Annotated in this window: 24 protein-coding genes and 1 pseudogene; 13 read left to right on the top strand and 12 right to left on the bottom strand. The window is 72.0% G+C overall.

Annotated elements, in window-relative coordinates; all coding sequences use genetic code 11:
• Positions 1-18: 18 nt before the first annotated feature.
• Positions 19-1,122, bottom strand: coding sequence for a pentapeptide repeat-containing protein (locus PV721_RS01410; RefSeq protein ID WP_319720885.1), 1,104 nt, complete (start codon positions 1,120-1,122; stop codon positions 19-21).
• A gap of 180 nt (positions 1,123-1,302) precedes the next feature.
• Positions 1,303-1,854 (bottom strand): DinB family protein, encoded by a 552-nt coding sequence (locus PV721_RS01415; protein WP_319720886.1) that lies wholly within the window; start codon positions 1,852-1,854, stop codon positions 1,303-1,305.
• Positions 1,855-2,313: 459 nt separating this feature from the next.
• Here PV721_RS01415 and PV721_RS01420 point away from each other — a divergent pair, with 459 nt between their 5' ends.
• From PV721_RS01420 to PV721_RS01430, 3 genes are all read left to right on the top strand, one after another.
• Positions 2,314-4,953 carry a LuxR C-terminal-related transcriptional regulator gene (locus tag PV721_RS01420; protein ID WP_319720887.1) on the top strand — a complete coding sequence of 880 codons (2,640 nt, stop codon included), beginning with the start codon at positions 2,314-2,316 and terminating at the stop codon, positions 4,951-4,953.
• A 165-nt stretch (positions 4,954-5,118) separates the two neighbouring features.
• Positions 5,119-5,316: a hypothetical protein gene (locus PV721_RS01425; RefSeq protein WP_319720888.1), complete on the top strand. Its 198-nt coding sequence runs from the start codon at positions 5,119-5,121 to the stop codon at positions 5,314-5,316.
• Positions 5,317-5,474: 158 nt separating this feature from the next.
• The gene (locus PV721_RS01430; protein WP_319720889.1) at positions 5,475-5,942 is read left to right on the top strand and encodes a hypothetical protein; all 468 of its coding nucleotides are present in this window, start codon (positions 5,475-5,477) and stop codon (positions 5,940-5,942) included.
• 161 nt (positions 5,943-6,103) lie between these two features.
• Here PV721_RS01430 and PV721_RS01435 read toward each other — a convergent pair whose 3' ends face one another.
• A complete protein-coding gene (locus PV721_RS01435) occupies positions 6,104-7,255 on the bottom strand; it encodes a glutamate--cysteine ligase (RefSeq protein WP_319720890.1) in 1,152 nt (383 codons plus the stop codon).
• Positions 7,252-8,091, bottom strand: coding sequence for a class II glutamine amidotransferase (locus PV721_RS01440; RefSeq protein WP_319720891.1), 840 nt, complete (start codon positions 8,089-8,091; stop codon positions 7,252-7,254). Before PV721_RS01440 ends, PV721_RS01435 begins: the two co-directional genes overlap by 4 nt.
• 248 nt (positions 8,092-8,339) lie before the next feature.
• Between PV721_RS01440 and PV721_RS01445 the strand changes: the two genes are divergently transcribed.
• Positions 8,340-8,615 (top strand): isoamylase early set domain-containing protein, encoded by a 276-nt coding sequence (locus PV721_RS01445; RefSeq protein WP_319720892.1) that lies wholly within the window; start codon positions 8,340-8,342, stop codon positions 8,613-8,615.
• 58 nt (positions 8,616-8,673) lie between these two features.
• The gene (locus PV721_RS01450; protein WP_319720893.1) at positions 8,674-9,294 is read left to right on the top strand and encodes a glyoxalase; all 621 of its coding nucleotides are present in this window, start codon (positions 8,674-8,676) and stop codon (positions 9,292-9,294) included.
• 4 nt (positions 9,295-9,298) lie between these two features.
• On the opposite strand, the gene PV721_RS01455 is transcribed toward PV721_RS01450, so the two are convergent.
• Entirely contained in the window at positions 9,299-9,985 is a 687-nt protein-coding gene (locus PV721_RS01455) for an N-acetyltransferase (protein WP_319720894.1), read from the bottom strand.
• Positions 9,986-10,110: 125 nt separating this feature from the next.
• On the opposite strand from PV721_RS01455, the gene PV721_RS01460 reads away from it, so the two are divergent.
• Positions 10,111-10,542: a GNAT family N-acetyltransferase gene (locus PV721_RS01460; protein WP_319720895.1), complete on the top strand. Its 432-nt coding sequence runs from the start codon at positions 10,111-10,113 to the stop codon at positions 10,540-10,542.
• A gap of 19 nt (positions 10,543-10,561) precedes the next feature.
• On the opposite strand, the gene PV721_RS01465 is transcribed toward PV721_RS01460, so the two are convergent.
• The 4 genes from PV721_RS01465 to PV721_RS01480 form a co-directional block, all read right to left on the bottom strand.
• Complete coding sequence (locus tag PV721_RS01465) at positions 10,562-12,238, bottom strand: serine/threonine protein kinase (protein ID WP_319720896.1); 1,677 nt, start codon at positions 12,236-12,238, stop codon at positions 10,562-10,564.
• A gap of 177 nt (positions 12,239-12,415) precedes the next feature.
• Entirely contained in the window at positions 12,416-12,715 is a 300-nt protein-coding gene (locus PV721_RS01470; protein ID WP_319720897.1) for a hypothetical protein, read from the bottom strand.
• 38 nt (positions 12,716-12,753) lie between these two features.
• Entirely contained in the window at positions 12,754-12,999 is a 246-nt protein-coding gene (locus tag PV721_RS01475) for a hypothetical protein (protein ID WP_319720898.1), read from the bottom strand.
• 969 nt (positions 13,000-13,968) lie between these two features.
• On the bottom strand, positions 13,969-15,114 hold the full coding sequence (locus PV721_RS01480; protein WP_319720899.1) for an epoxide hydrolase: 1,146 nt from the start codon (positions 15,112-15,114) through the stop codon (positions 13,969-13,971).
• A 63-nt stretch (positions 15,115-15,177) separates the two neighbouring features.
• Here PV721_RS01480 and PV721_RS01485 point away from each other — a divergent pair, with 63 nt between their 5' ends.
• Both PV721_RS01485 and PV721_RS01490 read left to right on the top strand, forming a co-directional pair.
• Positions 15,178-16,152 carry a YafY family protein gene (locus PV721_RS01485; RefSeq protein WP_319720900.1) on the top strand — a complete coding sequence of 325 codons (975 nt, stop codon included), beginning with the start codon at positions 15,178-15,180 and terminating at the stop codon, positions 16,150-16,152.
• 276 nt (positions 16,153-16,428) lie between these two features.
• The gene (locus PV721_RS01490) at positions 16,429-17,763 is read left to right on the top strand and encodes a serine hydrolase domain-containing protein (protein ID WP_416371001.1); all 1,335 of its coding nucleotides are present in this window, start codon (positions 16,429-16,431) and stop codon (positions 17,761-17,763) included.
• A gap of 132 nt (positions 17,764-17,895) precedes the next feature.
• Here the strand turns inward: PV721_RS01490 and PV721_RS01495 are convergent, their stop codons facing one another.
• The gene (locus tag PV721_RS01495; protein WP_319720902.1) at positions 17,896-18,327 is read right to left on the bottom strand and encodes a VOC family protein; all 432 of its coding nucleotides are present in this window, start codon (positions 18,325-18,327) and stop codon (positions 17,896-17,898) included.
• Between the two features lie 139 nt (positions 18,328-18,466).
• Here PV721_RS01495 and PV721_RS01500 point away from each other — a divergent pair, with 139 nt between their 5' ends.
• The 4 genes from PV721_RS01500 (at position 18,467) to PV721_RS01515 (ending at position 20,773) form a co-directional block, all read left to right on the top strand.
• A complete protein-coding gene (locus PV721_RS01500; protein ID WP_319720903.1) occupies positions 18,467-19,153 on the top strand; it encodes an HAD-IA family hydrolase in 687 nt (228 codons plus the stop codon).
• Between the two features lie 68 nt (positions 19,154-19,221).
• Entirely contained in the window at positions 19,222-19,875 is a 654-nt protein-coding gene (locus PV721_RS01505; protein ID WP_319720904.1) for a class I SAM-dependent methyltransferase, read from the top strand.
• A 23-nt stretch (positions 19,876-19,898) separates the two neighbouring features.
• Positions 19,899-20,042: a hypothetical protein gene (locus PV721_RS01510; protein ID WP_319720905.1), complete on the top strand. Its 144-nt coding sequence runs from the start codon at positions 19,899-19,901 to the stop codon at positions 20,040-20,042.
• A gap of 338 nt (positions 20,043-20,380) precedes the next feature.
• The gene (locus tag PV721_RS01515) at positions 20,381-20,773 is read left to right on the top strand and encodes a hypothetical protein (RefSeq protein WP_319720906.1); all 393 of its coding nucleotides are present in this window, start codon (positions 20,381-20,383) and stop codon (positions 20,771-20,773) included.
• A 47-nt stretch (positions 20,774-20,820) separates the two neighbouring features.
• On the opposite strand, the gene PV721_RS01520 is transcribed toward PV721_RS01515, so the two are convergent.
• Complete coding sequence (locus PV721_RS01520; protein ID WP_319720907.1) at positions 20,821-21,159, bottom strand: hypothetical protein; 339 nt, start codon at positions 21,157-21,159, stop codon at positions 20,821-20,823.
• A 101-nt stretch (positions 21,160-21,260) separates the two neighbouring features.
• Between PV721_RS01520 and PV721_RS01525 the strand changes: the two genes are divergently transcribed.
• The gene (locus PV721_RS01525; RefSeq protein WP_319720916.1) at positions 21,261-21,701 is read left to right on the top strand and encodes a hypothetical protein; all 441 of its coding nucleotides are present in this window, start codon (positions 21,261-21,263) and stop codon (positions 21,699-21,701) included.
• Positions 21,702-22,014: 313 nt separating this feature from the next.
• Here the strand turns inward: PV721_RS01525 and PV721_RS01530 are convergent.
• A pseudogene (locus PV721_RS01530) lies at positions 22,015-22,276 on the bottom strand (serine/threonine protein kinase); the annotation flags it as partial.
• Positions 22,277-22,424: the final 148 nt, after the last annotated feature.

A 22,424-nucleotide genomic window follows, 5' to 3' on the forward strand; every position in this document is an offset into this window, starting at 1 on the left:
GCCACGGACTGTCGCGACTCATGGCACGTCGGAGACGTTCGTGCCGAGCGGCAGCAACAGTCCTGCGGGCGTCGATCGCAGGCCGAAGCGCGGTGGGCGGGCGAACGTCGCGACGTGGGAGAAGTCCACGGTGCCACCGCAGAATCGTGCGGGCGGAACCGTGCTGTGCAGGGACGCGAGAGGGCGCGCGCCGAAGTTCACGGCGGTGCCGGTGAAGGCCGAGCCGGCGAAATCGACGAGGCCGGCCGAGAACTCGGCGTCTTCGAAGCGGACTTCTCCCGCCGTGAAGGAGGCGTCGCGGAAGTTCACACGGGCACCGGTGAAGCGGGCGCTGTCGAAGGTGACCCAGCCACCGCTGAACGTGGCCCGGTCGAAGCGGACGTGCCCGCTGCGGAACTCGGCGAGGCGGAAGTAGACGTGGCAGCCTTCGGCGAACTCGACCTCGTCGAAAACCACTTGGTCACGACCATGGCCGACGAAGAGCGTGTTGACGAAGATGATCTCGCCGCCTGTGAAGCGAGCGCCGCGGAAGTCGGCCTCGTCGATGACGGCGCCGGTGAAGTCGAGGTCGTACCCCTGCCAGGTTTCGGTCGAGTCGTCTCGCAGGCGGGCGGCGATGAGGCGCAGGACGCTCTTGCGTACCTCACGTTCGCGCCGCCAGGCGGCGAGGGACGGCTCGTCAGCCGGGGGGTCCGGGGCGTGGGGCATCCTCAGGTAGCCGCAGAGCACGTCGATGCAGGTCTGCCGCTCACGGAGCCATTCGTCGGCGAGGCGGGCCATGGCGTAGGCACCCGCCATCCGGGCAGCGGGCTGATCGGCCCCGAGCTGATCGGCTGCTGCGCCGAACCGGTCGGTGAGCCCCCTGTCGTGCTCGCGCACCTCACTCGCCTCGTTGAGGTGCTGGCGCCGGTAGCCGACGACCAGGGCCGTCACTCCGCCGATGCCGGCGACCACGGCCAGAGCGATCTTGATGCCGTCGTAGACGTCGGCGGGCTTGAGCGGACCGGTCACGTGCAGGCGGGGCGTGCCCAGAACGAACCAGAGCGCTCCCGCGACGACGCAGGCCGTGGAGGCGGCCAGCAGCAGCGCGACGCCGACGTGCAGGCTCAGCGGCCAGCGCATCACGTTTCGCGTAGCCGGACTCGAACGCTCGCCCCTCGCCCCCACACCGCCCAGCGTAGAACCGGCACCGACGCCAAGGGGCGGATTCGAGGCAGCCGCCCGGCCTCTCGGGCAAGGCCGTCTCGTCCGGATCTCGTCAGGCCTGCGCTACCCCGCACCCCGTCCCGCGGCGTACCTGGTTCACCTCGGCGGGTCCTCGCCCGTAAGGCCGTCGACGGATTCGCGGATGAGATCGGCGTGACCTGCGTGGCGGGCGTACTCCTCGACAAGGTCCAGGAGAATGCGGCGGAGGTTGGGGCGTTCGCCGCCCGGGGTGGTGTAGGCGCCGAGCTGTTCCAGCCCGCCCGCGCCGAGTGCCTCGTCGACGATGGCACGGGAGCGAGCGACTGATTCCTGCCAGAGGGCGAGCAGTTGCCGAGGGGAGTCCTCGGCAGCGGAGCGGTAGTCCCAGTCAGGAGTGCTGTCCCAGTCGACGGTGTCCCAGGGAGCGCCGACGGCAGAGCCGAGCCACAGCCGGGCGAAGTGGCTGTCTTCCACGTGCGCCAGGTGTTTGAGCAGGCCGCCCAGAGTGATGCTGGATGCGCCGACAGTGGCGCGCAGGCCAAGAGCGTCCAGGCCGGAGCACTTCCAGGCCAGCGTGGCCCGCTGGCGCTCCAGGGCGCCCAGGACGGCTGCTGCCTCGGTGCCGGCGAGCGGAGGTTCTGGCCATGCTTCGATTGTCGTCTCCGTCATGGCCGCAGAGTAGCGAACGGGACTGACAGTCGGCCGGGCTACGAGAGTTCCCCGTCGAAGCCGCATAGCCGGTCGGTCGGTCGGCCGGTCGGTCATCGGCCCGCCGTACCGCTCAAGGCCGCCGTGGAAGGGCCGCCCGGTCGACGTGCGAAGGGCTCCCGGGCGGACCTCCCTCCCCAGGCTGCCCTGTCGTCGGCCGAGGCGCCGTGAACCGGGCCGTGGCCTGCGCCGAACGGGACACATCACCCGATCCGGGTGACACGACTGGTGATCACTACTGATCACGGTTTCAGTGGAGAGCGCGGGCGAGCCCACAGCCCGCACCCACAGCCGCATCCGTATCCGTATCCGTATCCGCAGACCACCTGACCTGACCCCGGTGACCGCATGGAGAACCCCGCAGGGCCCGACTCACCCGTGCGTCCGCCGCACGGGAGGCCGGCACCGTCAGGTGACCCGATGCTCACGGCGCGATTCGCCGTTCCGGCCGTGCCGCAGCTCCTCGTGCACCGGCCCGAGCTGCTGAAGCGCATGACGGCCGGGGTACGGGGGCCGCTCACCCTCGTCAACGGTCCGGCCGGTTCCGGCAAGACGGTGCTCGCCGCCCACTGGGCGGCCGGCGGGCCCGGGCCGCGTCCCCCCGTGTGGCTCACGGTCGAGCCGGGCGACGCTCCCGGCGCGCTCTGGGCGTACGTCCTGGAGGCCCTCCACCGGGGCGGGGTGGCGCTGCCGGCCGGGGTGGGCAGGCCCACGCGCGCCGAAGGAGTGACCCGGTCGTTCCTGGTGCGTCTGGCGGAGGGGCTGGCCGAGTCGGCGCAGCCCGCCGTCCTCGTGCTCGACCAGTTCGACACGGCCCAGCCGCCCGCCGCGGTGGCGGAGGGCCTGGACTTCGTGCTCCGGCACGCGGCCGGAGGCCTGCGCATCGTGCTCACCGGCCGTACGGACTCGCTCCTTCCGCTGCACCGCTACCGGGCGGCCGGCGAGATCACCGAGATCCGCCAGGCGGACCTCCGGTTCACCCACGAGGACGCCGAGGCGCTGCTGGGCGAGCACCGGCTGGCGGTCTCCCAGGAGGGGATCCGGCTGCTGGTGGAGCGGACCGAGGGGTGGGCGGCAGGGGTGCGCCTGTGCGCCCTGGCGATGCAGCGCAGCGCCGACCCCGAGACGTTCCTCCGCCAGTTCGCCGCCGACCGCACGATCATCGCCGACTACCTCCTGAAGGAGGTGCTCGACGCGCAGCCGCCGCTCACGCAGGACCTGCTGCTGCGGGTCTGCGTCACGGACCGCATCCATCCGGACCTCGCGGACGCGCTGACGGGCCGCGACGACGCCGCCGGGACCCTCGCCGGGCTGGCCCGTGACAACGCCTTCCTGGAACGGATCGACGCATCGGCCTGGTACCGGCTGCACCCGCTGTTCGCCGAAGTCCTGCGCGCGCACCTGCGCCGGCGCCGTCCCGGCCTCGAACCCCGGTTGCACGCCCGGGCGGCGCGCTGGCTGGCCCGCACCGGCCGGCTCACCGAGGCGGTCGTCCAGGGCGCGGCCGCCGGCGACTGGCAGTTCGCGGCGGCCCACGTGGTCGACAACCTGGCGATCGGCCGGCTCTTCACCGGCCTGGAAGCCGATCAGCTGGGCCGGGCGTTCGCCGGCATGCCGGCCGATCGGACGGGTGCGGCTCCCGCACTGGTCGGCGCGGCCTGCCGGCTGGCCGAACAGGACCTCCCGGGATGCGAGGCCGGGCTGCGGCGGGCGGACGCGCACCCGGGCCCGGACTCCGGTCCGGCGGCGCGGCTGGCCCGCGCGTTCATCGGCGTACTCGCAGGGCGGCTGGCGGACGACCTGACGGCCACCGAACGGGCGGCAGCCGACGTCGAGCGCCTGCTCCCGGAGCTGCCCCCGCGCCTGCTCGCCGAGCGCCCCGAGATCCGCGCGCTGGTGCTGGCGGGTCTCGGAGCGGCCGAGCTCGGCGCCGGGCACCTCGACCGCGCGGTGTCCGTCCTGACCTCCGCCGTCGAGGTGTGCGGGAAGCCCGGTACGGAGTACCCGCTCTGCGACGCGCTCGGCTCACTGGCCCTGGCCGAGCTGGTGCGCGGCCGGCTGCGGCAGGCGGTCGTGCACGCCCGCGCCGCGCTCGCCGTGGCCGAGCAGTGCGCACTGCCGACCGAGCGCCGGACCGGTGCCGGCCACCTCGCCCTCGCGGGCGTGGCCGTCCATCAGGACGACCTGACGGCCGCCCGCTGCCACCTCGACCTGGCGCGCTCGGAGGCGGGGCCCCGGCCCGAGCCCGTGGTCGCGGTCCTGGCTGCCGTCACCGCCGCCGGGATCGCGGCGGCCGAGGGCGACGCGGAGGCCTCGCTCGCCGACCTCCGCGCGCTGCGGACGGCAGGGGCGCCGGTACGGCTGCACTCCTGGGCGGTGGCCGCGCTGGCCGTGGCCGAGTCGGCCGCGCAGCTGGCACGTGGCGACGCCGTCGCGGCCCTCCAGGTCCTGGACGGCGCAGACGGCGCAGACGGCGCAGAGGGCGTGGACGCCGAGGGGCCGGAGCAGGTGGTGGTCCGGGCCCGCGCCCTGCTGGCCGCCGGCCACGGGGACCGTGCGGCGGAGGTCCTCGCGGGCATGCCCGCGGACGACGGCGTGGCGGCTCCGATACGGGCACGGGCACGCCTGCTCCAGGCGGAGCTCGCCGCGGCGGACGGCGATCCCGAGGAGGCGCGACAGCGGCTGGGGGAGGCGCTGGGGCTCGCCCGGCCGGAGGGACTGCGCCGGATGTTCACGGAGAGCGGCCCCTGGGTGCGCCGGATCCTGCGCCGGGACCCGCAGCTGGCCCGGCTGCACGGCTGGCTTCACTCCCGCACCCCGGTACGCGCGCCGGCGTCGACGGCCGGCGGGCAGCAGCCGCCCGTGGTGGAGCCGTTGAGCGGGCGGGAGACCGAGGTGCTGCGCAAGGCCGCCGAGCTGCTGTCCACCGAGGAGATCGCGGCCGAGCTGTACCTGTCGGCCAACACGGTGAAGACCCACCTGAAGAGCATCTACCGCAAGCTCTCCGTCACCCGGCGCAGCGAGGCCGTCCACCGGGCGCAGGACCTCGGGATGCTGTGATGCCGGGCCCGGCGGCCGGTATGTGCCCGGCCTTCTCGCCCGTACCGGGCGATGTCGAGCCACCGGGCGAGGGCCGACGATGGGGAGTGAAGGCCAGGAGCGGGCCGGGCACCCGTCCCGGTTCCACCCCCGACGCCTTTCGTTCCGAGAGGAGTGAGTGCTCTCATGCGCTACGAATTCCGCGTCTCGGGCGTCGTGCCGGACACGCTCGCCGCGAACTTCCCCGAGCTCGCCCGGACCCCCGTCCGGGAGCAGACCCTCCTGCACGGCAGTGTGGCCGACGAGGCCCACCTGTACGGGCTGCTCACGCGCTTCCAGTCGCTGGGCCTGCGGGTCCTCGAAATGCGCCAGCTGCCGGCCTGATGCCGCATGCGCTCCCGGCCGGCGAAGACCACCCGCTACGGGTGATCACAAGAACCCGTCCGCCGGACGACACTGCGATGTGGGCGCCGATGCCTGTGAACCGGCCGAGCCGGAGCAGGACGGTCCGGCGCCGTACCGCCATCTGTGAGGTGAATTCCATGGGTCAGCCGACACCGACCGGGGGGAACTGGAACACCGGCCCTGCGCCGGGCAACGCCCCGCTGCTCCCCGGCAGCCAACACGATGGTGCGGGGAGCACGGGCACGCTGTTCGCCGCGGTCCTCCTCCTCGTGACCGGTTGCCTTGCGATCTTCCAGGGCATCGCGGCCATCGCCAAGGACGACGTCTACGCACGCCTCGGCAACTACGTCTTCGAATTCGACCTGACGGCATGGGGCTGGATCCATCTCGTCCTCGGCATCATCGTCGTGCTCACCGGGGTGGGCCTGATCGCCGGTTCGAACGTGGCCCGTGGCGCGGGCATCGCCCTCGCCAGCCTCAGCGTGATCGTCAACTTCGTGTGGCTGCCGTACCAGCCCTGGTGGTCCCTCATCATCATCGCGATCGACGTGTTCATCATCTGGGCCCTGTGCACCAGTTGGACGCACACGACCGCGCCGGAGTGACAGGCGGGAACACGCCGCCTCAAGGACGGCCCCGCCGCTTCGGCGGCGGGGCGCGGCGCGCCTCAGCGACCTTGTTTCCGGAGGGGTCGCGGGGCGCGCCGGCCAGTCGTGCGGGAGCGCGGATCTGTGCAGGGCGGGATGTGGCCGCCGCATCGCGGCGGTCAGGTGTCGGCCACGTTCCTCGCGAGGGTGTCCACCACGTCGCTCAGCCTTCCGCGGCGGCGGTGGGCGGCGCGCTGTACCGCGGCTCCGCCTCCCACGGTGCGCAGCCGGTCGAGCAGGGTGTCGACGAGGAGCAGGTCGTCCGAGGCCCGGAGCCCGGGTGCGGCCCGCTCGCGCAGCCGGTCGACCAGATCCCAGGCCGGAACGTGCGCTCCGCCGACCGGATCCAGTCCGTCACCGTCCAGACCGTGCAGGGCCGCGAGCCGGTGCGCCTCCCGTAGCCTTCCGCACTCGACGCACGGGGCCGGCCGGCCTTCGTCGATCTCCGGCCGCATGGTGGCGGCGAGCCCCCGTACGAGTGCCGCCAACAGGATGACGGTGTCGAGATCGGAGTTCACGTCGGCGACACGGATCTCGAGCGTCGGCACGTGTTCGGAGGGCCGTGCGTACCAATAGATCATCCGTCGGTCCAGGAGGGCCCCGCACCGTACGAGGGCGTCGGCGATGCGCTCGTAGGCCCCCTCGTCCAGGACGGGGGCGGGTCCCACCGTGGGCCAGCGAGCGTGCTCGACCGCCCGCCAGCTCGCGTACCCGGTGTCCCGGCCGCGGTCGAAGGGGGAGTTCGCCGCGAGCGCCTGCAGGACCGGCAGCCAGGGGCGGATCCGGTTGGAGAGCTCCAGGGCCTGGGCCCGGTTGTCCACGCCGATGTGCACGTGGCAGCCGCACACCACCTGGTCGCGGGCCCCGACGGCCGACGCGAAGCGGGTGGCCATCCTCCGGTAGCGGTCGTCGGGCGTGATGGCCAGCGGATGCTCCGGAGGGATCACCGGTGTTCCGGAGGCCAGGAGCAGGCAATGCTCGCCCTCCGCGGCCCTCCGCAGCTCCCGCCGCAGCTCGGCGAGGCCGGCGCCCAGCGCGGCCGCGCTCGTCGTCGGCCTGGTGCACACCTCGACCTGCGCGGTGAAGAACTCCGGCTGGACCAGCGCGCCCAGCCTGCGCGCCGCGGCCGCGATGACGAGCGGTCCCCGGCCCACCGGGGCGCGGCTGCGGCGGTCCACGAGGATGAACTCCTCCTCCACCCCCATGGTCAGCCGACCGGCGGTGGTGCACGGTGCTCCCGACGGGCGCATGGCCTGCATACCCGCGGTCACGGCGATTTCGGCTGGAACGGAAAGTAGTCCGTGTGCCGGCCCGAAGGGATCACCGAATAGCTGGCCTCCGGCAGCTCGTTCCAGACGCCGGGCAGGTCACCGAGGGGTTCCGAGACCACGATCCGCGTCTCGTCGGAGACCTCGCGGAGGTAGTCCAGTTCCGGATAGAGATGGCGCACCGTGTCGGCCCTGCTGCTGTAGTACAGCGACCGGGACCGGCCCTGGCTGGAATACCTGAACGCCCAGACCCGCTCGCCGTCGCTCACCGCGATCGTCATCTGCAGCGGATTCGGCACCCCGTGCTGCCTTCCGAGGTCCTCGACCAGGCCCGCCATGCGGGCAACGGCGCCCGGGACGTCCTGGTCGAGGCCGAACGTGACCGCCAGGTAGAACATCACCTCGGAGTCCGTGGAGCCCTCGATGGACGGAAAGAGCGCCGGGTCGACCGCCATGCAGAGGTCCCGTTGCAGCCGGTGGAAGTCCGTGACCGCGCCGTTGTGCATCCACAGCCAGCGACCGTGACGGAACGGATGGCAGTTGGTCTGCTGGATCGCCGAGCCCGTCGAGGCACGGACGTGCGCGAAGAACAGGCTGGAGCGCACGTGAGCGGCGAGCTCACGCAGGTTGCGGTTGTTCCAGGCGGGTCCGATGTCGCGGAAGACCGCGGGCGTGCCGTCGTCGTTCCCGCTGTACCAGCCGATGCCGAAACCGTCGCCGTTGGTCGACTCGACGCCCATGCGCGAGCGGAGGCTCTGGTTGATCAGCGAGTGTTCCGGCCGGTAGAGCACGGCATCGAGCAGCATCGGCGAACCCAGGTACGCGAGCCAGCGACACATGCCACATCTCCTTCTCGGCCTCCTCCGAGCCTAATGCCGCGGGTGTCCCGGTTCGCGCTGGCGAACCGCTGACGGGGCGGGACGGGACCCGCACGGGCGCGGACCCGGCGGGAGCGTTTTGCACGCATCCGGCTACGGATGGTGGCGTAAGGGTGATGCGCGGGGGTTCGCGGCGGCGTCGGCATACAAGCGGCAGCTCCAGTGCCCAGGATGGGTGGGATCCGCCCCCGTGTTCTTAGGAGCCTCTGATGCTGGAGCGCAAGCTGCGCAAGGACCGTACCCAGGTGACCTTCGTCCTCCCCGCGGACAGCCCGGCCGGGACGGTGAGTGTGGTGGGCGACTTCAACAATTGGCAGCCCGGGGTCCACACCCTGCGGCCGCGCAAGGACGGCAAGCGTGCCGTCACCATCGAGCTGCCCAACGAGAGCACGCACTGCTTCCGCTACCTGGCGGCGGGTGACTACTGGTTCAACGACGAGAGCGCGGGCGACCAGGAGGGCCCCAACAGCCGTCTGCACACCTGACCGGATCGGTCAGGATTCGAGAAGCACCGGCGGGGGAGCGGCGCCTAGCGTGACGGGCATGACTTCCATCGCATCCGTCACCCTCGAGGTGGCCGACGTCACGGCCGCCGACCGCTTCTACACCGCCTTCGGTCTGGGCACGCAGCTGCGCCTGCGTGCCTCGGACGCGCCGACGACCGGCTTCCGCGGGTTCGCCCTCGCGCTCACCGTGGCCCAGCCGGCCGACGTCAACGCGTTCGTCGGCGCCGCCCTCGACGCCGGCGCGACGACGCTCAAGCCCGCCTCGAAGTCGTTCTGGGGCTACGGCGGCGTCGTACGGGCCCCGGACGGGACGATCCTGAAGGTCGCGAGCTCGGCGAAGAAGGACACCGGCCCGGCCACCCGGGAGATCGAGAAGGTGGTCCTCCTGCTGGGAGCCGAGGACGTGGCCGAGAGCAGGAAGTTCTACGTCGGCCAGGGCCTCGTGGTGGCGAAGAGCTACGGGCGCAAGTACGTCGAGTTCGCCGGTCAGGGCCCCGTCAAGCTGGCACTGTACGGGCGCCGCGCCCTCGCCAAGGACGTCGGCGTCCCCGCCGACGGCACCGGATCGCACCGTCTCGTCCTCGGTGGCGCCGGGGCCTTCACCGACCCGGACGGCTACGCCTGGGAGACCGTCGCCACCCCGGCGGCCGCCGCCTGATACCTCACCGACGCGGGTGGCGGGCGGGCCCGCCGGCCGCGGGACCCGTTCGGCGGCCGGGCTCGCGCCACATCGTCCAGAGGGCCGGCCCGTCGTCCGGCAGCCGGATCTCGCGCGTGACGCGGAAGCCGAACCGTTCGTAGAAGGGGACGTTCGAGGCCCTGCTTGACTCCAGGTAGGCGGGCTCCCCGAGCCGGTCGCAGTGGGCCAGCTGCTCCCGCACCAGGGCCGAACCGATCCCCGCTCCCTGGAGCGCCGGGTCCGTTCCCAGCGTCGACAGGTACCAGTGCGGCGCGTCGGGGTGCACCTCGTGCAGGGCGTTCTGGACGTCCGCCGCCCTCGGCAGCCCCCGTGGGCCGAAGGCGCGCGCGTAGTGCGGCACGGCGGCCAGCTCCTGCACGGCGGAGGTCTTCCAGCGGCCCGGCCCCGACCACAGTGCGGCGGCCAGGAGCCGGCCCCCGCCGGTCGCGGCCACCCGGACACCGCCGGCCCGCGGCCGCTGCTGGCGCTGGGCCAGCCTGAAGTAGACGGCGGTCCTGCGCGCCCGGCAGGCGGGGCCGGGGATCATCCACGTCATGACCGGGTCGTCGGCGAAGGCGCGGGCCAGGAGCGCGGCGACGGCGCGCGCTTCGGCCGGCCGTGCGCACCGGATCCCGTATCCGGAGGAAGGAGGCGCTGTACGTGCGTTCATACGGTCACGGTAGGCAGCGGTACCGCGTCGCCCCTGCCGTCCATCGACGGACACGCCGGACGGATCACCCACCGTCGTGCGGGTATTCGTTGGCCTGCGTTCGGCCCGGCTGCTTGGATGCGGGCATGAACAGTGCCCTTCCGCCCGGTTATGAAATTTCCACCGCCCCCGAGCGCCTCGATCACGCGCTGATACACCGGTGGCTGTCGCAGGACGCGTACTGGGCCCTCGGCCGGCCCCGGGAGAAGCAGGACCTGGCCATCGCCGAGTCCCTGAACTTCGGCCTCTACGACAGTGCGTCCGGTGCGCAGGCCGGCTACGGCCGGGTGGTCACCGACCGGAGCACCTTCGCCTGGCTCTGCGACGTCTACATCGATCCGACCGTACGCGGCAAGGGCCTGGGCACTGCTCTGGTGAGCGCCGTCAGGGAGCACCTCGCCCCGTACGGGCTGCGCCGCATCCTGCTGGCGACCGCGGACGCCCACGCGGTCTACGCCGAGGTGGGATTCGAACCGCTGGGAGAGCCGGAGAAGTGGATGGTGTTCGGCGAGCAGTGAGTGCCGGCGCCCCGTCGCGCTACTCCCGCTCCCACACCTTGGCGAGGGCCTCCAGGTAGTCGTCCTGGCCGTCGGCGATGCGGCTGACCTCCAGGACGAGCAGCATGCTGCTGGAGACGCGCACGCAGATCTTGTCGTCGACGCCCCAGTCGGCGTCCTCGACCAGGGTTCCGTAGTCGGAGGTCCACTTCTCCGCGAGACAGTCGCTGTTCACGTCGGAATCCGCGTCCTTGAGCAGCAGGATGTCGTCCCCGGCGAGGTCCCAGTTCTCGTGGAGGTCGACGTCGAAACCGTCCCCCGCCTTCGTGTTCTTGAAGTCGGAGGCGTCGATGCCGTGTCCGGTGGGCAGTTGGATCTCCGCTTCGTCCGCCATGAACCAGCCGTCGAACGGGTCGGTGGTCTCCGGGGCGGGCTCCTCGGGCGTCGTCGCGCTCTCACTGGGCTCCGGTGTCGTCCCCGTGGGCGAGGGGGTGTCGGCGGGAGTGTCCTTGGACGTGTCGCCGTTGTCGTCCTGGGACACGTAGGACTGGTCCGGATCCTTCCCGTCCTGAGCCGCCGTGTATGCCAGGGCCCCGATCGCCGCGGCCACCACGACGGCCGCGGCAGCAAGGAAGGGTGCCTTCCGGATCCGCGGGCGGGCCGTGGACCCCGCCCCGGCTGCCGCGGGCGGGGTCGAACGGTCGGCGAGGGCCGCGGCGGACGGATCCACCCGCGTCGGCTCGTACCTCGCGGGAGCGGCCGTCAGTGACGGGTCGGAGTCCGCCGCCAGCGCCGAAGAGGCGCGCGCGAGCAGGCTGTGCGCGACGGCGGGCGGCAGCCAGCCGGATCCGACGGGCCGGGTCGTGTCCGTCCCGTGGGCCCCGTCCGTCCCGTCCGTCGTCCCGTGGGCCCCGTCCGTTCCGGCCGAGAGTTCTGCGAGCAGGGCCTCCAGAGAAGGCCGTTGCGCCGGGTCCTTGGCCAGGCAACGCCGTACGAGGTGCAGCGCGACCCCGGAAAGGGCCTCCAGCCGCGGCTCGGAATGCACGACCCGGTAGAGCAGCGCCGGAGTGGCACCGTCCCCGAACGGGCTCTCGCCGCTGAGGGTGAAGGCCAGGACCGCCCCGAACGAGAACACGTCGGAGGCGGTACCGACGGCGGCCCCGGAAGCCTGCTCCGGCGACATGAAGCCGGGGGACCCGACGGTCATGCCGGTCCTGGTCAGGGCGCTCGCCTCGGTGGCCCGCGAGATGCCGAAGTCGATCACCCGGGGGCCGTCGGGGCCCAGCAGCACGTTGGAGGGCTTCAGGTCACGGTGCACGAGTCCGGCGGCGTGCACGGCGGAGAGCGCCGCCGCCAGTCCGCGGGCCAGGGCGAGGGCCGAGGCCTCGGGGAAGGGCCCGTGCTCGGCGACCGCCTCGGCGAGCGACATCCCGGGTACGAACACCGTGCTCAGCCACGGCGTCGGGTCGTCCACTCCGGCGGCGAGGACCTGGGCGGTGAACCTCCCGTCCACCGCCCGCGCGGCGGCGACCTCGCGGGCGAACCGGCGCCTGAACTCCGGGTCCCGGGCCAGCTCCGGATGCACCACCTTCACGGCCACGCTCCGCCCGCCGGGCGTCCGGGCCAGGTAGGCCCGCCCCATGCCCCCGCTGCCGAGCCGTGCCACGACGTGGTAGGGCCCCACCCGCGCCGGATCACCCGGTACCAATGCGTCCACTCGGCCCCCCGCGTCGCGCCCGAACCCGGCCGGATTCTAGTGGCGCGAACATGGTCATGTACGGCGTTTTCCGGACCTGGCGCACACGGGACCCGGCAGTGAAAACGACGGGGAGGCCGAGCCGGCGCGCGGACCGGCGCAGAACGGCGATGTTGCCGTCGGCGCGCGCTCGCGCACTCAGTCCCGGCGCGTGATGCGCCCGCTCGACCCGCCTGTGGGGCCGTCCGGTTGACTTCCCGGAGAGAGGAGGGGGTCGTCGAGCTGCACGATCCGGTACCCGGTGCGGCGGCCCGCGCCCTTGGGGGGCTTGCGCCGCCGGCTGGCGCCCGCCTTCGCCGACCGGGCCCGCTGGGCCGCCGCGATCAGGGCCCCGACCGGCGGAGCCTCGGCGCGCAGGCGGTTGAATCCGCGGACGGAGATCCCGACGAGGCTCGCTGCGGCCGGCCAGGCCGCGCCCTTGCGGATCGCATTCAGCATCAACTGGAGCGCGGCGGAGGTGGGCGCCGCCCCCGGTCTCAGCCCGTGTGCCTCGGCCAGTGCGTGCGCGGCGCGGAGCGCCCCGGCGAAGCTGGCGTCGATGTCCAGCCACTCGCGCAGCGTGCGTTCGGGGAGGCCGGCCGCGGCGGCGCCCCGGGGATGGTCAGTCCCTGGGCGGCCCCGCGGAGGGCGTCGGCCATCCGGGCGATCGTTTCCTCGCGCTGGCTGGGCGTGCGGCGCAATGCCTCGCGCAGCGCCCGGTCCATCTCCTCCTGGGAACTCATCCAGGCCAGCACCTCGTCCGCCCACTCGTCCTGTCGCGCTTGGTCTCGCGCCTCTCCTGCATCCCCACACCCCCAATTTAGGTACGCCTAACCTCAGAATGTGTGAGGAGAGAGGCAGGTGACTGCAATCGGGCCATTCCCCGGCCCCGCGGGGACCGCCGCAAGGCCCCTCAGGAGAAGTGGAGTTGGACGCCACCCTGCCAGGCTCTTGGCCCTGTCCATCTGAGCGCGATCTTCGGAGGGCAGAAGCGGTCGAGGCCGGCGGGGCCCGGCCTGGGGGCCCCTCCGTACGTCCTCAGCTGCGGTGGAACACGACCTCCGGGTCGGCGCCCGTCGGGCCGTCCAGGCGCGGCGCCACCGGCCTGCGCAGGTGCAGGTCGAAGAACTCACCGACGTACGCCCGCGTGATCTGCTGGGACCGGGTGCCCGGAGGGGGTGTCCCGGGTGTGGGTACCCCGCCTGGTCGCCGAGCACCGGTCGGTCGGTGAAGGCGGGATGTCCCGCTCCCGTGACGGTCAGCCAGCGCTTCCGGCCGTCCAGCCGGGGCCAGTTGTCCTCCCAGGAGGTGTCGGGGACATCGGGCGGCAGCAGGGCCGGATCGCCGGCGAGCATCAGGAAGGGGCGTCCGCCGAGGCCGCCCTGGGGTATCGGGGTGAAGAAGGTGCCGTCCATGTTGACTTCGGCGTTCCATGCGCGGATCGGCGGCCATGGTGGCCGAGGCCGCCGCGCCGCCGATGGAGTGGCCGGCCATGCCGATGTGCCGCGAGTCGAGCAGCCAGGAGTACCGCCGCGCGGAATGCGGACCCGTGAGGGGTTCTTGCGCTCCCGGTCCACCAGGTGGAGGGTGTCGCGTCCGGGCTGTCGTGGAGTCGGGCTGTTTCCCGGACGGCCCGGCTCTGGCCGGGCAGCCGGCCGGCGCTCCAGCGCCGTGGGCTGCCCGGGCACGTCCCGGAGCCGAGGCCGTGGGTATCAGGTGTCCAGCGAACCGAAGAAGGTGCGGACGTCGAGGACGAACGCCTCCGGCTGCTCCAGCGACAGGAAGTTGCCGCCCCGCTCCAGCTCGGTCCAGTGGGTGACGTTGTGGTCGCGCTCGGCGAAGCGCCGGATGGCGATGTCGGTGTGCAGGGCGACGGCCACACCGGTCGGGACGGTGCCGCGCGGCTTCGGGGCCCAGGCGCTCGGGTCGTGGCCCGACTCGTAGTACAGGTTCGCCGAGGAGCCTGCCGTGCCGCTGAACCAGTAGACGCTGACATTGGTCAGAAGGCGGTCCCGCTCGACGGCGTCCTCGGGGAGCTCGGCGGCCGGGTCGGTCCACTCCTTGAACTTCTCGGTGATCCAGGCGAGTTGGCCGACCGGCGAGTCGTGCAGCCCGTAGGCGAGGGTCTGCGGGCGGGTGGACTGGATGGCGTTGAAGCCCATCTTGTCCTGCTGGAAGTTCTCCAGCCGGGCCAGCCGCTCCTGCTCGGAGGCGGTCAGCCCGTCGAATTCGTCCGGGTCGCCGGAGGGGAAGGTGATCAGGCCGTTGACGTGCACCCCGACGACCCGGTCGGGTGCCTGCCGACCCATCTCGGCGGCGATCCAGGCGCCACCACCCGTCCCCTGGACGCCGTAGGAGGCGTACCCGAGCCGGCTCATGAGCTCGACGAACGCGCCCGCGATGCGACCGGTGTTCCAGCCCGCCTCGCCCAGCGGACCGGAGAAGCCGGTGCCGGGGGTCGAGGTCACGATGACGTGGAAGTCCTCCGTCAGCGGCCGGATGACATCGGCGAACTGCACGAAGGAACAGGGCCAGTCGTGCAGCAGAAGCAGCGGGACGGCATCCGGGCGCTGCGAACGGACGTGCAGGAAGTGGATGTTCTGGCCGTCGATCTCGGTGGTGAACTGGGGGAACTCATTGAGCTCCGCCTCCGCCTTGCGCCAGTCGAAACCGTCGGCCCAGTACGCGGCCAGGGCCTGGAGGTAGTCGGTGGGCACGCCCCGGCTCCAGCCGGCGCCGGGGATCTCGCTGCCCCAGCGCGTGCGTGCCAGCCGGTCGCGCAGGTCGTCGAGCTCGGCCTGCGGGACCTCGATGCGGAAGGGGTGGATCCGGGCGTCGGTGTTGCTGCTGTTCTCCATGGGTAAGACAGTATTCTCGATATAGGCACGATGCCTTCCTAATGACGCAACAGGCTGGTCCTCATGCTCGATACCTCCGCACGCTTGCTGCGTCTGCTCTCCCTGCTGCAGACCCCGAGGGCCTGGCCGGGATCCGAACTGGCCGAACGCCTCGGGGTGAGCGGCCGTACCGTCCGCAACGACATCGAACGGCTGCGCGAGCTCGGCTATCCCGTGGACGCCACGCGCGGAACCACCGGCGGATACCGGCTGGGTGCCGGCGCCGCGATGCCCCCGCTGCTCCTCGACGACGAGGAGGCCGTCGCCGTGACCATCGCGCTCAGCACCGCCACGCAGGGAGCCGTCCCCGGAACGGAGGAGACCTCGCTGCGGGCGTTGACCAAGCTGGAGCAGGTACTGCCCTCCCGGCTGCGCCGCCGGGTGCGGACCCTCATGGCGTACACCGTGGCCGTGCCGGCGGACCGGCCGGTCCCGTCCGCGTCCGCGGACGTACTGACCACTCTCGTATCCGCCTGCCGTGACCAGGAGCGGCTCCGGTTCGACTACCTGGACCACACGGGCTCGCCCACCCGCCGCATCGTGGAGCCGTACCGGGCGGTGAACTGGGGGCGGCGCTGGTACCTGGTGGCGTGGGACGTCGAGCGCGAGGACTGGCGGACCTTCCGGATCGACCGGATCCGGCCCCGCACCCCGACCGGACCGCGCTTCACGCCGCGCGAACCGCCCGGCGGCGACGCGGCCGCGTACGTCGCGCTACGGGCGTCGGGCGCGGCCTGGCGCCACCACGCACGCGTGACCGTACACGCCCCGGCGGCGGCGGTGGCCGAGCGGATCAACCCCGCGGTGGGCACGGTCGAGGCACTCGACGCCGACACCTGCGTTCTGGTCACCGGCGCCGACACGGTGCAGACCCTCGCCGTCTACCTGGGCATGCTCGACTTCGACTTCGACGTCACCGAACCACCGGAACTCGTCGCCTACCTCCGCGGCCTCGCGGACCGTTACGCGCGCTCGACGGGGGAGCGGCCGCTGCGCTGACGATGGCGGTCGGCGGCGGTCAGTGCATAGCTGCCGGCGCTCGGCGCTCGGTGTGACAAATGTAATGGGTTGTCAAGGTGCCTCTCCTTCTGGAGGTTGATGCCTTGTTCGTCCTGGTGGAGGAGGCCGCACCACGGGCACGGGGCCAAGAATCGAGGTGTCCCAGATCGCCGGGCCCCACCGGGCCACCCTCGAGGAGCCGCCGTGCCCCACACCTCTGCTGCCGACCGCCCCTCACCGCGCCTGCGCCGCGTTGCCTCCGTCACCGCCGTCGCCATGGCCCTGCTCGCGGGCCTGGCTCCGGCGGCCACCGCCGCCGGCGAGGAATCGCCGGCCGCTCGTGCCGCGGCGTCGGGCCGGCACCCCGACCGCGCTCAGCTGCAGGCGAGGCTGAACGCCATCCAGGAGGCGGGCGTGTACGGCGTCTACTCCGCGGTCCGCGACGGCCGTGATCGCTTCGACGGAGCCGCCGGCCTCGCTGACGTCTCCGCCGGCATACCGACCCGCCCCGACCTCCGGCACCGCGTCGGCAGCCTCACCAAGACCTTCACCGCCGTCGCCCTGCTCCAGCAGTCCGCGAAGGGCCGGGTGGGCCTGGACCGACCGGTCGCGGACTACGTGCCCGAACTCCTGCCCGGCGAGCGCGGCCGCAAGGTGACCGTACGCATGCTGCTCAACCACACCAGCGGTATCAACGACTACATCGCGGACGCCTTCCCTTCCCTCAAGAAGGGCACCACGGAGAGCCTGGACGACCACCGGTTCCGCACGGTGCGGCCCGCCGAGCTGATCGGGTACGGGGTGGCCCAACCGCAGCTGTTCGAACCCGGCACCGACTGGGCCTACTCCAACACCAACTACCTGCTGCTGGGCGAGGTGCTCCGCAAGGTGACCGGCCAGGACCCGGAACGACTGATCACGCAGGACGTGATCCGGCGGGCCGGCTTGAGGGACACCTATTTCCCCGGCACTGACCCGCACATCCGCGGGGCCCATGCGCGGATGTACGAGAACTTCTACGGGCTCATCGACCCGCCGCGCGACTACAGCGTCTACAACATGACCTGGGCCGGCACCGCGGGAGCCCTCGTCTCCACCCCGCAGGACCTCAACACCTTCTACCGCACCCTTCTGACCGGCAACCTGCTGCCGCGCCGCCAGCTGGACGAGATGCGCACCACCGTCGACGTCAAGGACGAACAGGGAGGCGTGGTCATGCACTACGGCCTCGGCATCTACTCCATGGACACGCCCTGCGGCCCGGCCTGGGGTCATGACGGGGGCGTCTGGGGCGCCGGTACGTGGGCCCTGTCCAGCCCGGACGGCACCCGGCAGTTCTCCATCGGGTACAACCTGATGAAGTACCAGCGCGTCACCGAGGACGGGAAGGCCTTCGTCCCGCACCCGGCCGACGCCGCCCTGAGGGACTACCGCGACCGGTCGCTCTGCGGTGCCACCGCACCGCGCGCATCGGACCCGGCCGGGAAGGACCGTCCCGCCGGGGCCCTGCCGATGGACGTCCCCCCGGCGGACGCTCCGGCTTCCGCCCCCCGCGCACTGCCCCCGGCCGTCTCGATGCTCCCCGGACTGCCGGCGGGCCCCGGGCGCTGAGCCGGCATCGTCTCGCGGGGAACCGTTGCCCTGCAGTGATCCCCTGGCGAGCTGCTCCCCGCACCTGCGGGGCCGGGCCCTGAAGGTGCGGGTGAGGCGCGATGGGCAGCGGGAGACGAGGGCGGCTGGTGGTCAGCGTTCGGCGAGTTCGGAGGGGGCTTCCTGGACCACCCAGCCGTTCCCGTCGGGGTCGTTGAAGGTGAGGAAGGAGTTCCAGGTCCCGCCCTTGCCGTTTTCCCAGCCGGTCGCGCCGACGTGGCGGACCGGGGAAACATCGACTCCTCGGTCCGTCAGGTCCTTGTGGGCCGCTTCGATGTCGACGACGCACAGTTGAAGGCCGTGGAGCGTGCCGGGTGCCATGGTCTTGGTGCCGGGAGCTGCCGGCATTCCCTGGAGCATGGCGATGGAGCAGCGCGAGCCGGGCGGAGTCATCTGGATGATGCGCACTCCGGGGGCGACTTCGTCGTCGAGGTCGATCTTGAAGCCGATCTTTTCGGCGTAGAAGGTCTTCGCACGGTCCATGTCGGTGACGGGGACGGGGACGACTTCAAGTGTCCAGTTCATAGGGCGCCTCCTGGGGTGTCCGGTCGTGAGTACCGAGCTGGGTCCACGGTCGCCCACTCGGGTGCGGTAGGGCACGTCGAAACGCCCGTAGCCCCCGAGTCGGTTGGGCCTCGGAGCCTGCTGACATGATCACCCTGTGATGGGTGATTCTGATGGGCTCGGTGCGAAGAAGTTCGTCCTGTTCGACGTCGATGGCACGCTGATCGACGCCGTGGACAATCAGCGCAGGGTGTGGGGGGTGTGGGCGCAGCGATACGGGCTGGATCCCGACGAGGTCTACCGCGTGGCGTTGCGGACGAGGCCGATGGAGACGTTTGCGCAGGTGGCTGCCGAGCGTGATCCACAGGAGTGCCTCGCACTGCTGCACGAGCTGGAGGACGAGGACATGCGCTCTGGGGTGTACGGGGCGTTCGAGGGTGCGGCGGAGCTGTTGGAGGCGCTGCCGACCGGCGGATGGGCGCTGGTGACGTCCAACTACGAGCACCGGGTGCTCGGGCGTTTCGCCCGGACCGGGCTGCCGGTCCCGGAGGTCATCGTCGATGCCGCCTCCGTGGCGGAGGGCAAGCCCTCGCCGGTCCCGTACCTGCTGGCCGCCCAGCGGTTGGGTGCCGCGCCGCAGGACTGCCTGGTCGTCGAAGACGCCCCCACCGGCGTGCTGTCCGGGCTGCGCGCGGGCATGACGGTGTGGGGGGTCAACGCGCCCGCCGCCGTGGACGGCGTGCACCGGCACTTCGCGAGTCTGGGCGAAGCTGCCGCCGACATCCTCGCCTTCACTGCCGGTCCCCGTCCTCAGCGGCCGGAAGTGCGGGCAGCCGCAGCGCAATGATCGTCGACCGGGGTACGGCGGGCGTGCCTCGACACGGTTGACCGCTCGCCACGTGCTTCCATGGCGACGTGGAGAGCATCACCCAGCGCCTCCTGACCAAGGGGTTCGGTCAGCCCACCGGGCTGTTCGGCCGTCTCGGCGGTCGGCTCATGGCACACGGCAACGCCGCCACCGAGCGGCACGTCGTCGCCCTCGCGGCGCCCACCGATCAGGAGGTCGTCCTGGTCGTCGGGCCCGGCCCCGGAGTCGGGCTCGACGCCGCGGCCCGCAGATCAGCCCACGTGATCGGCGTCGACCCGTCCGACGTCATGCTCGCCATGGCCCGCCGCCGCTGCGCGCCCGCCATCGCCCGGGGCCGCCTCCGCCTCGGCGCCGGCACCGCCGCCCGTACCGGCGAGCCCGACCACTCCGTCGACGTCGTGCTCTCCGTCAACAACCTCCAACTCTGGCCCGACGTACCCGCCGGCCTCGCCGAACTCCACCGCATCCTGCGCCCCGGCGGCCGGATGCTCCTCGCCGCCCACGAGAAGTGGCTCCCCACCGCGCTCCCGGCCCTCGCGCACACGGTCCTGGCGGCCGGCTTCACCTCCGTACGCACCTGGACCTGGCAACCCCCGACCCGCATGGCGTCCACGACAGCCCTGCTGAGCGCGACCCTCGCCCACCGTCCGGCTGACGGACCACCCACCGATGAGCCCGCGGAAGTCTCCGAGAACGACTAGGACTCGTCCGGCCGAGGTGGCCGTTGCCGCCTCGAACTTCCGCTCTGGCCCTGGGCTTCGCGGTCGGTCATCTGGCGGACAGATACGGAGCATGCGGCGTCTACGCAGCCACCCTTGCGGTCGAGGCGCTGGCCACGGCCGGCTTCGTGCTGGCGGACGGCTTCTGACCGTTCGTTCTCGCGGTCACCGCGGCTGCCGGAGCCAAGGCCGCCGGAACAGCCGCACGCAGTCCGCTCATCAGGCACTGCGGAGGCGACCGGCCGCAGGAGTTCCGCGCCTATCTCCGTACGGTGACTCGACGGGATCACGGCCATCCAGTTCAAGGTGCTCACCGTGGCCATCCCGCTCTGGCTGGTCGGTGCCACTACCGCCCCGCACTGGCTCATCTCAGGCACCATGCTCACCTGCACCCACCTGCACCCTCATCGTCGTCGCGTTCCAGGTTCGCGCCAGCCGCAACGTCGTTTCCCCCGAAACCGGCGCAAACCCCTACCGCCGAGCAGGCGTGGCATTCCTCGTCTCCTGTTCCCTGATCTCCCTTTCCGGCGGCATACCCGCCTGGGCCGCGGCGACGCTGCTCCTCACCGCAGTGGTGCTCCACACCGTCGGCGAGCTGTGGCACGCCGCCGGTTTCGAGGTGTCCTTCGCTCTCGCCCCGCAGCACGCCACCGGCCAGTATCTCGGCGTATTCGGCCTGGGCGCCGGACTGACCGAGGCCTCCGGCCCGGCCCTGCTCATTTCGCTGTGCATCACCTGGGGCCGCCCCGGGTGGTACGTCGTGGGAGTCCTGTTCGCACTGACGGGTCTGGCAGCACCGCCCGCTGTCCGCTGGGCACAACGCCACCAGCATGCCGATCAGACGCAGACCGCCAGCATGAAAGGGGTGCCAACCGCGTGATCAGCCCGAGCCTGCTGTGCGGAATGTGCGTCTCGGCCGGTCGCAGTTCATCCGGCCTGGAAGTAGAGGAGCAGGAAGACCAGCGGCACCACGATGGCCACCGCACCGAGCAAGACCCCGACGCGAGCCCGAACCGGACCCGGTACCCCCTCGCGCCGCGCACGCCACACATCGGGAAGGCCCCAGACGACCGCGCAGATCCCAACAGGCAGGGTGAGGTACAGGGGGAAGTATCGCATCAAAGGCGGGAGCGCCTCCGGCAGGAAGGGGCAGCCCATCGTCGCGACCCCGGCGATCCCCAGCAGCAGCGATCCCGTGCCCGTGGATTGCGGTTCTGCCTGCTCTGCCTGGTCTGCCGGTTCGAGGGCCTGCTTCGTGGAACTCATGGGAAGCAGGCTAGGCGGAGAGCGACCGGCAGCGCCTGGGGGCGGATACTCAGGCTCCCGTGAGTATCCGGCCCGGATGTCGGGGCCATGAGAATGACGACATGAGGACTGAAGAGGACACCCCTCCCGCCGACCGCGTTCTGCTCGTCGAGAGCCGTGCCGACAAGTCCGCCCTCGCTGCCATCGGACAAGGGCTTCCCCGGCTCTCCGCGAACGAGGAGGCCCTCTTCCTCTCCTACAACTACGCCGACGTGCCGGTGGGCAGGAGCTTCGACTGCTGCTTCCGAGCCTCCGACGCAAGCGACGTCGTCTCGGTGACCGCCACCGTCGTCGCGGTCACCCAGCAGTTCGGAATCGGTTGGGACGTGATCCCTCACGGCTGGAAGACGCTGGCCGTGTTGAGGTTCGAGCCCGACACGCCCGCACTGATCCGTGAGCTTCCGGAGGCCGCGAGATGGTTCGATGAGAGGGTCTCCGTCCACGTCTCGGACCGGGACACTTGGGAAGCACGAGCCGCGACAGGGACGGGCCGTAGGAGCTGAGGGCAGCGTGGCGAGCTCGGGCCCCTCCAGGATCACCGGTTCGGCACCCGGTACGGCGGCAGCCGTGGCCCGAGCGCCACTGGCATCGCACACACGGGACACCCGCAGCGGCCGTATCGCACGCGAACCCCGGTGACGCGGCGAGGCGCAGCGCGTGCACCTCCGAAATCGGGCAAGAGTGCGTCGGGGAAGTGCCTCGACCGTCCGGTCTCGTGTGTGTCGAACCGGGGCGCAGTGGTGGGCCTGCGCGTGCGAAGACGAAGGCGAGGGCGTCGGGTACGGCTGCCGGGGCTGCGGCGGCCCGGGGCGGGGTGATCCGGTAGCGCTCGCCGTGCGAGGTTCCCTCGCCGAACGCGGCTTTCGGTGCACGCGTACGCGGCGACCTGGCCGAGGGCGAAGATGTCGGGGGTCGGCGTCACCTTGCGCCCTTCGGCCTGTTCCGAGGCCATGAAGGAGGGCGTGCCGATGGTCACCCCGCTGCCGGTGAGCGAGGTCGCGTCGGCGGCGATCAGCAGCAGCACGGTGTCGACGGCCAGTGCCCCGTGTTCGACCAACGGCCGGGCGGCCCGGGGCCCGTGCGGGCGGAACCGCTGAGGGTTCGAGTGGAGGATCCGCTGGGTGACAGCTACGGGCAGGGCGGCCTCGGCCACGCCGTGGCGAGCACCCCCGTGGTTCGCCACGGCGTGTGCGAGGCCGTCCTGAGTGGGTCAGTCGGTGGGGGGC

Source organism: Streptomyces sp. MB09-01 (assembly GCF_033794505.1).
Lineage (GTDB): Bacteria > Actinomycetota > Actinomycetes > Streptomycetales > Streptomycetaceae > Streptomyces.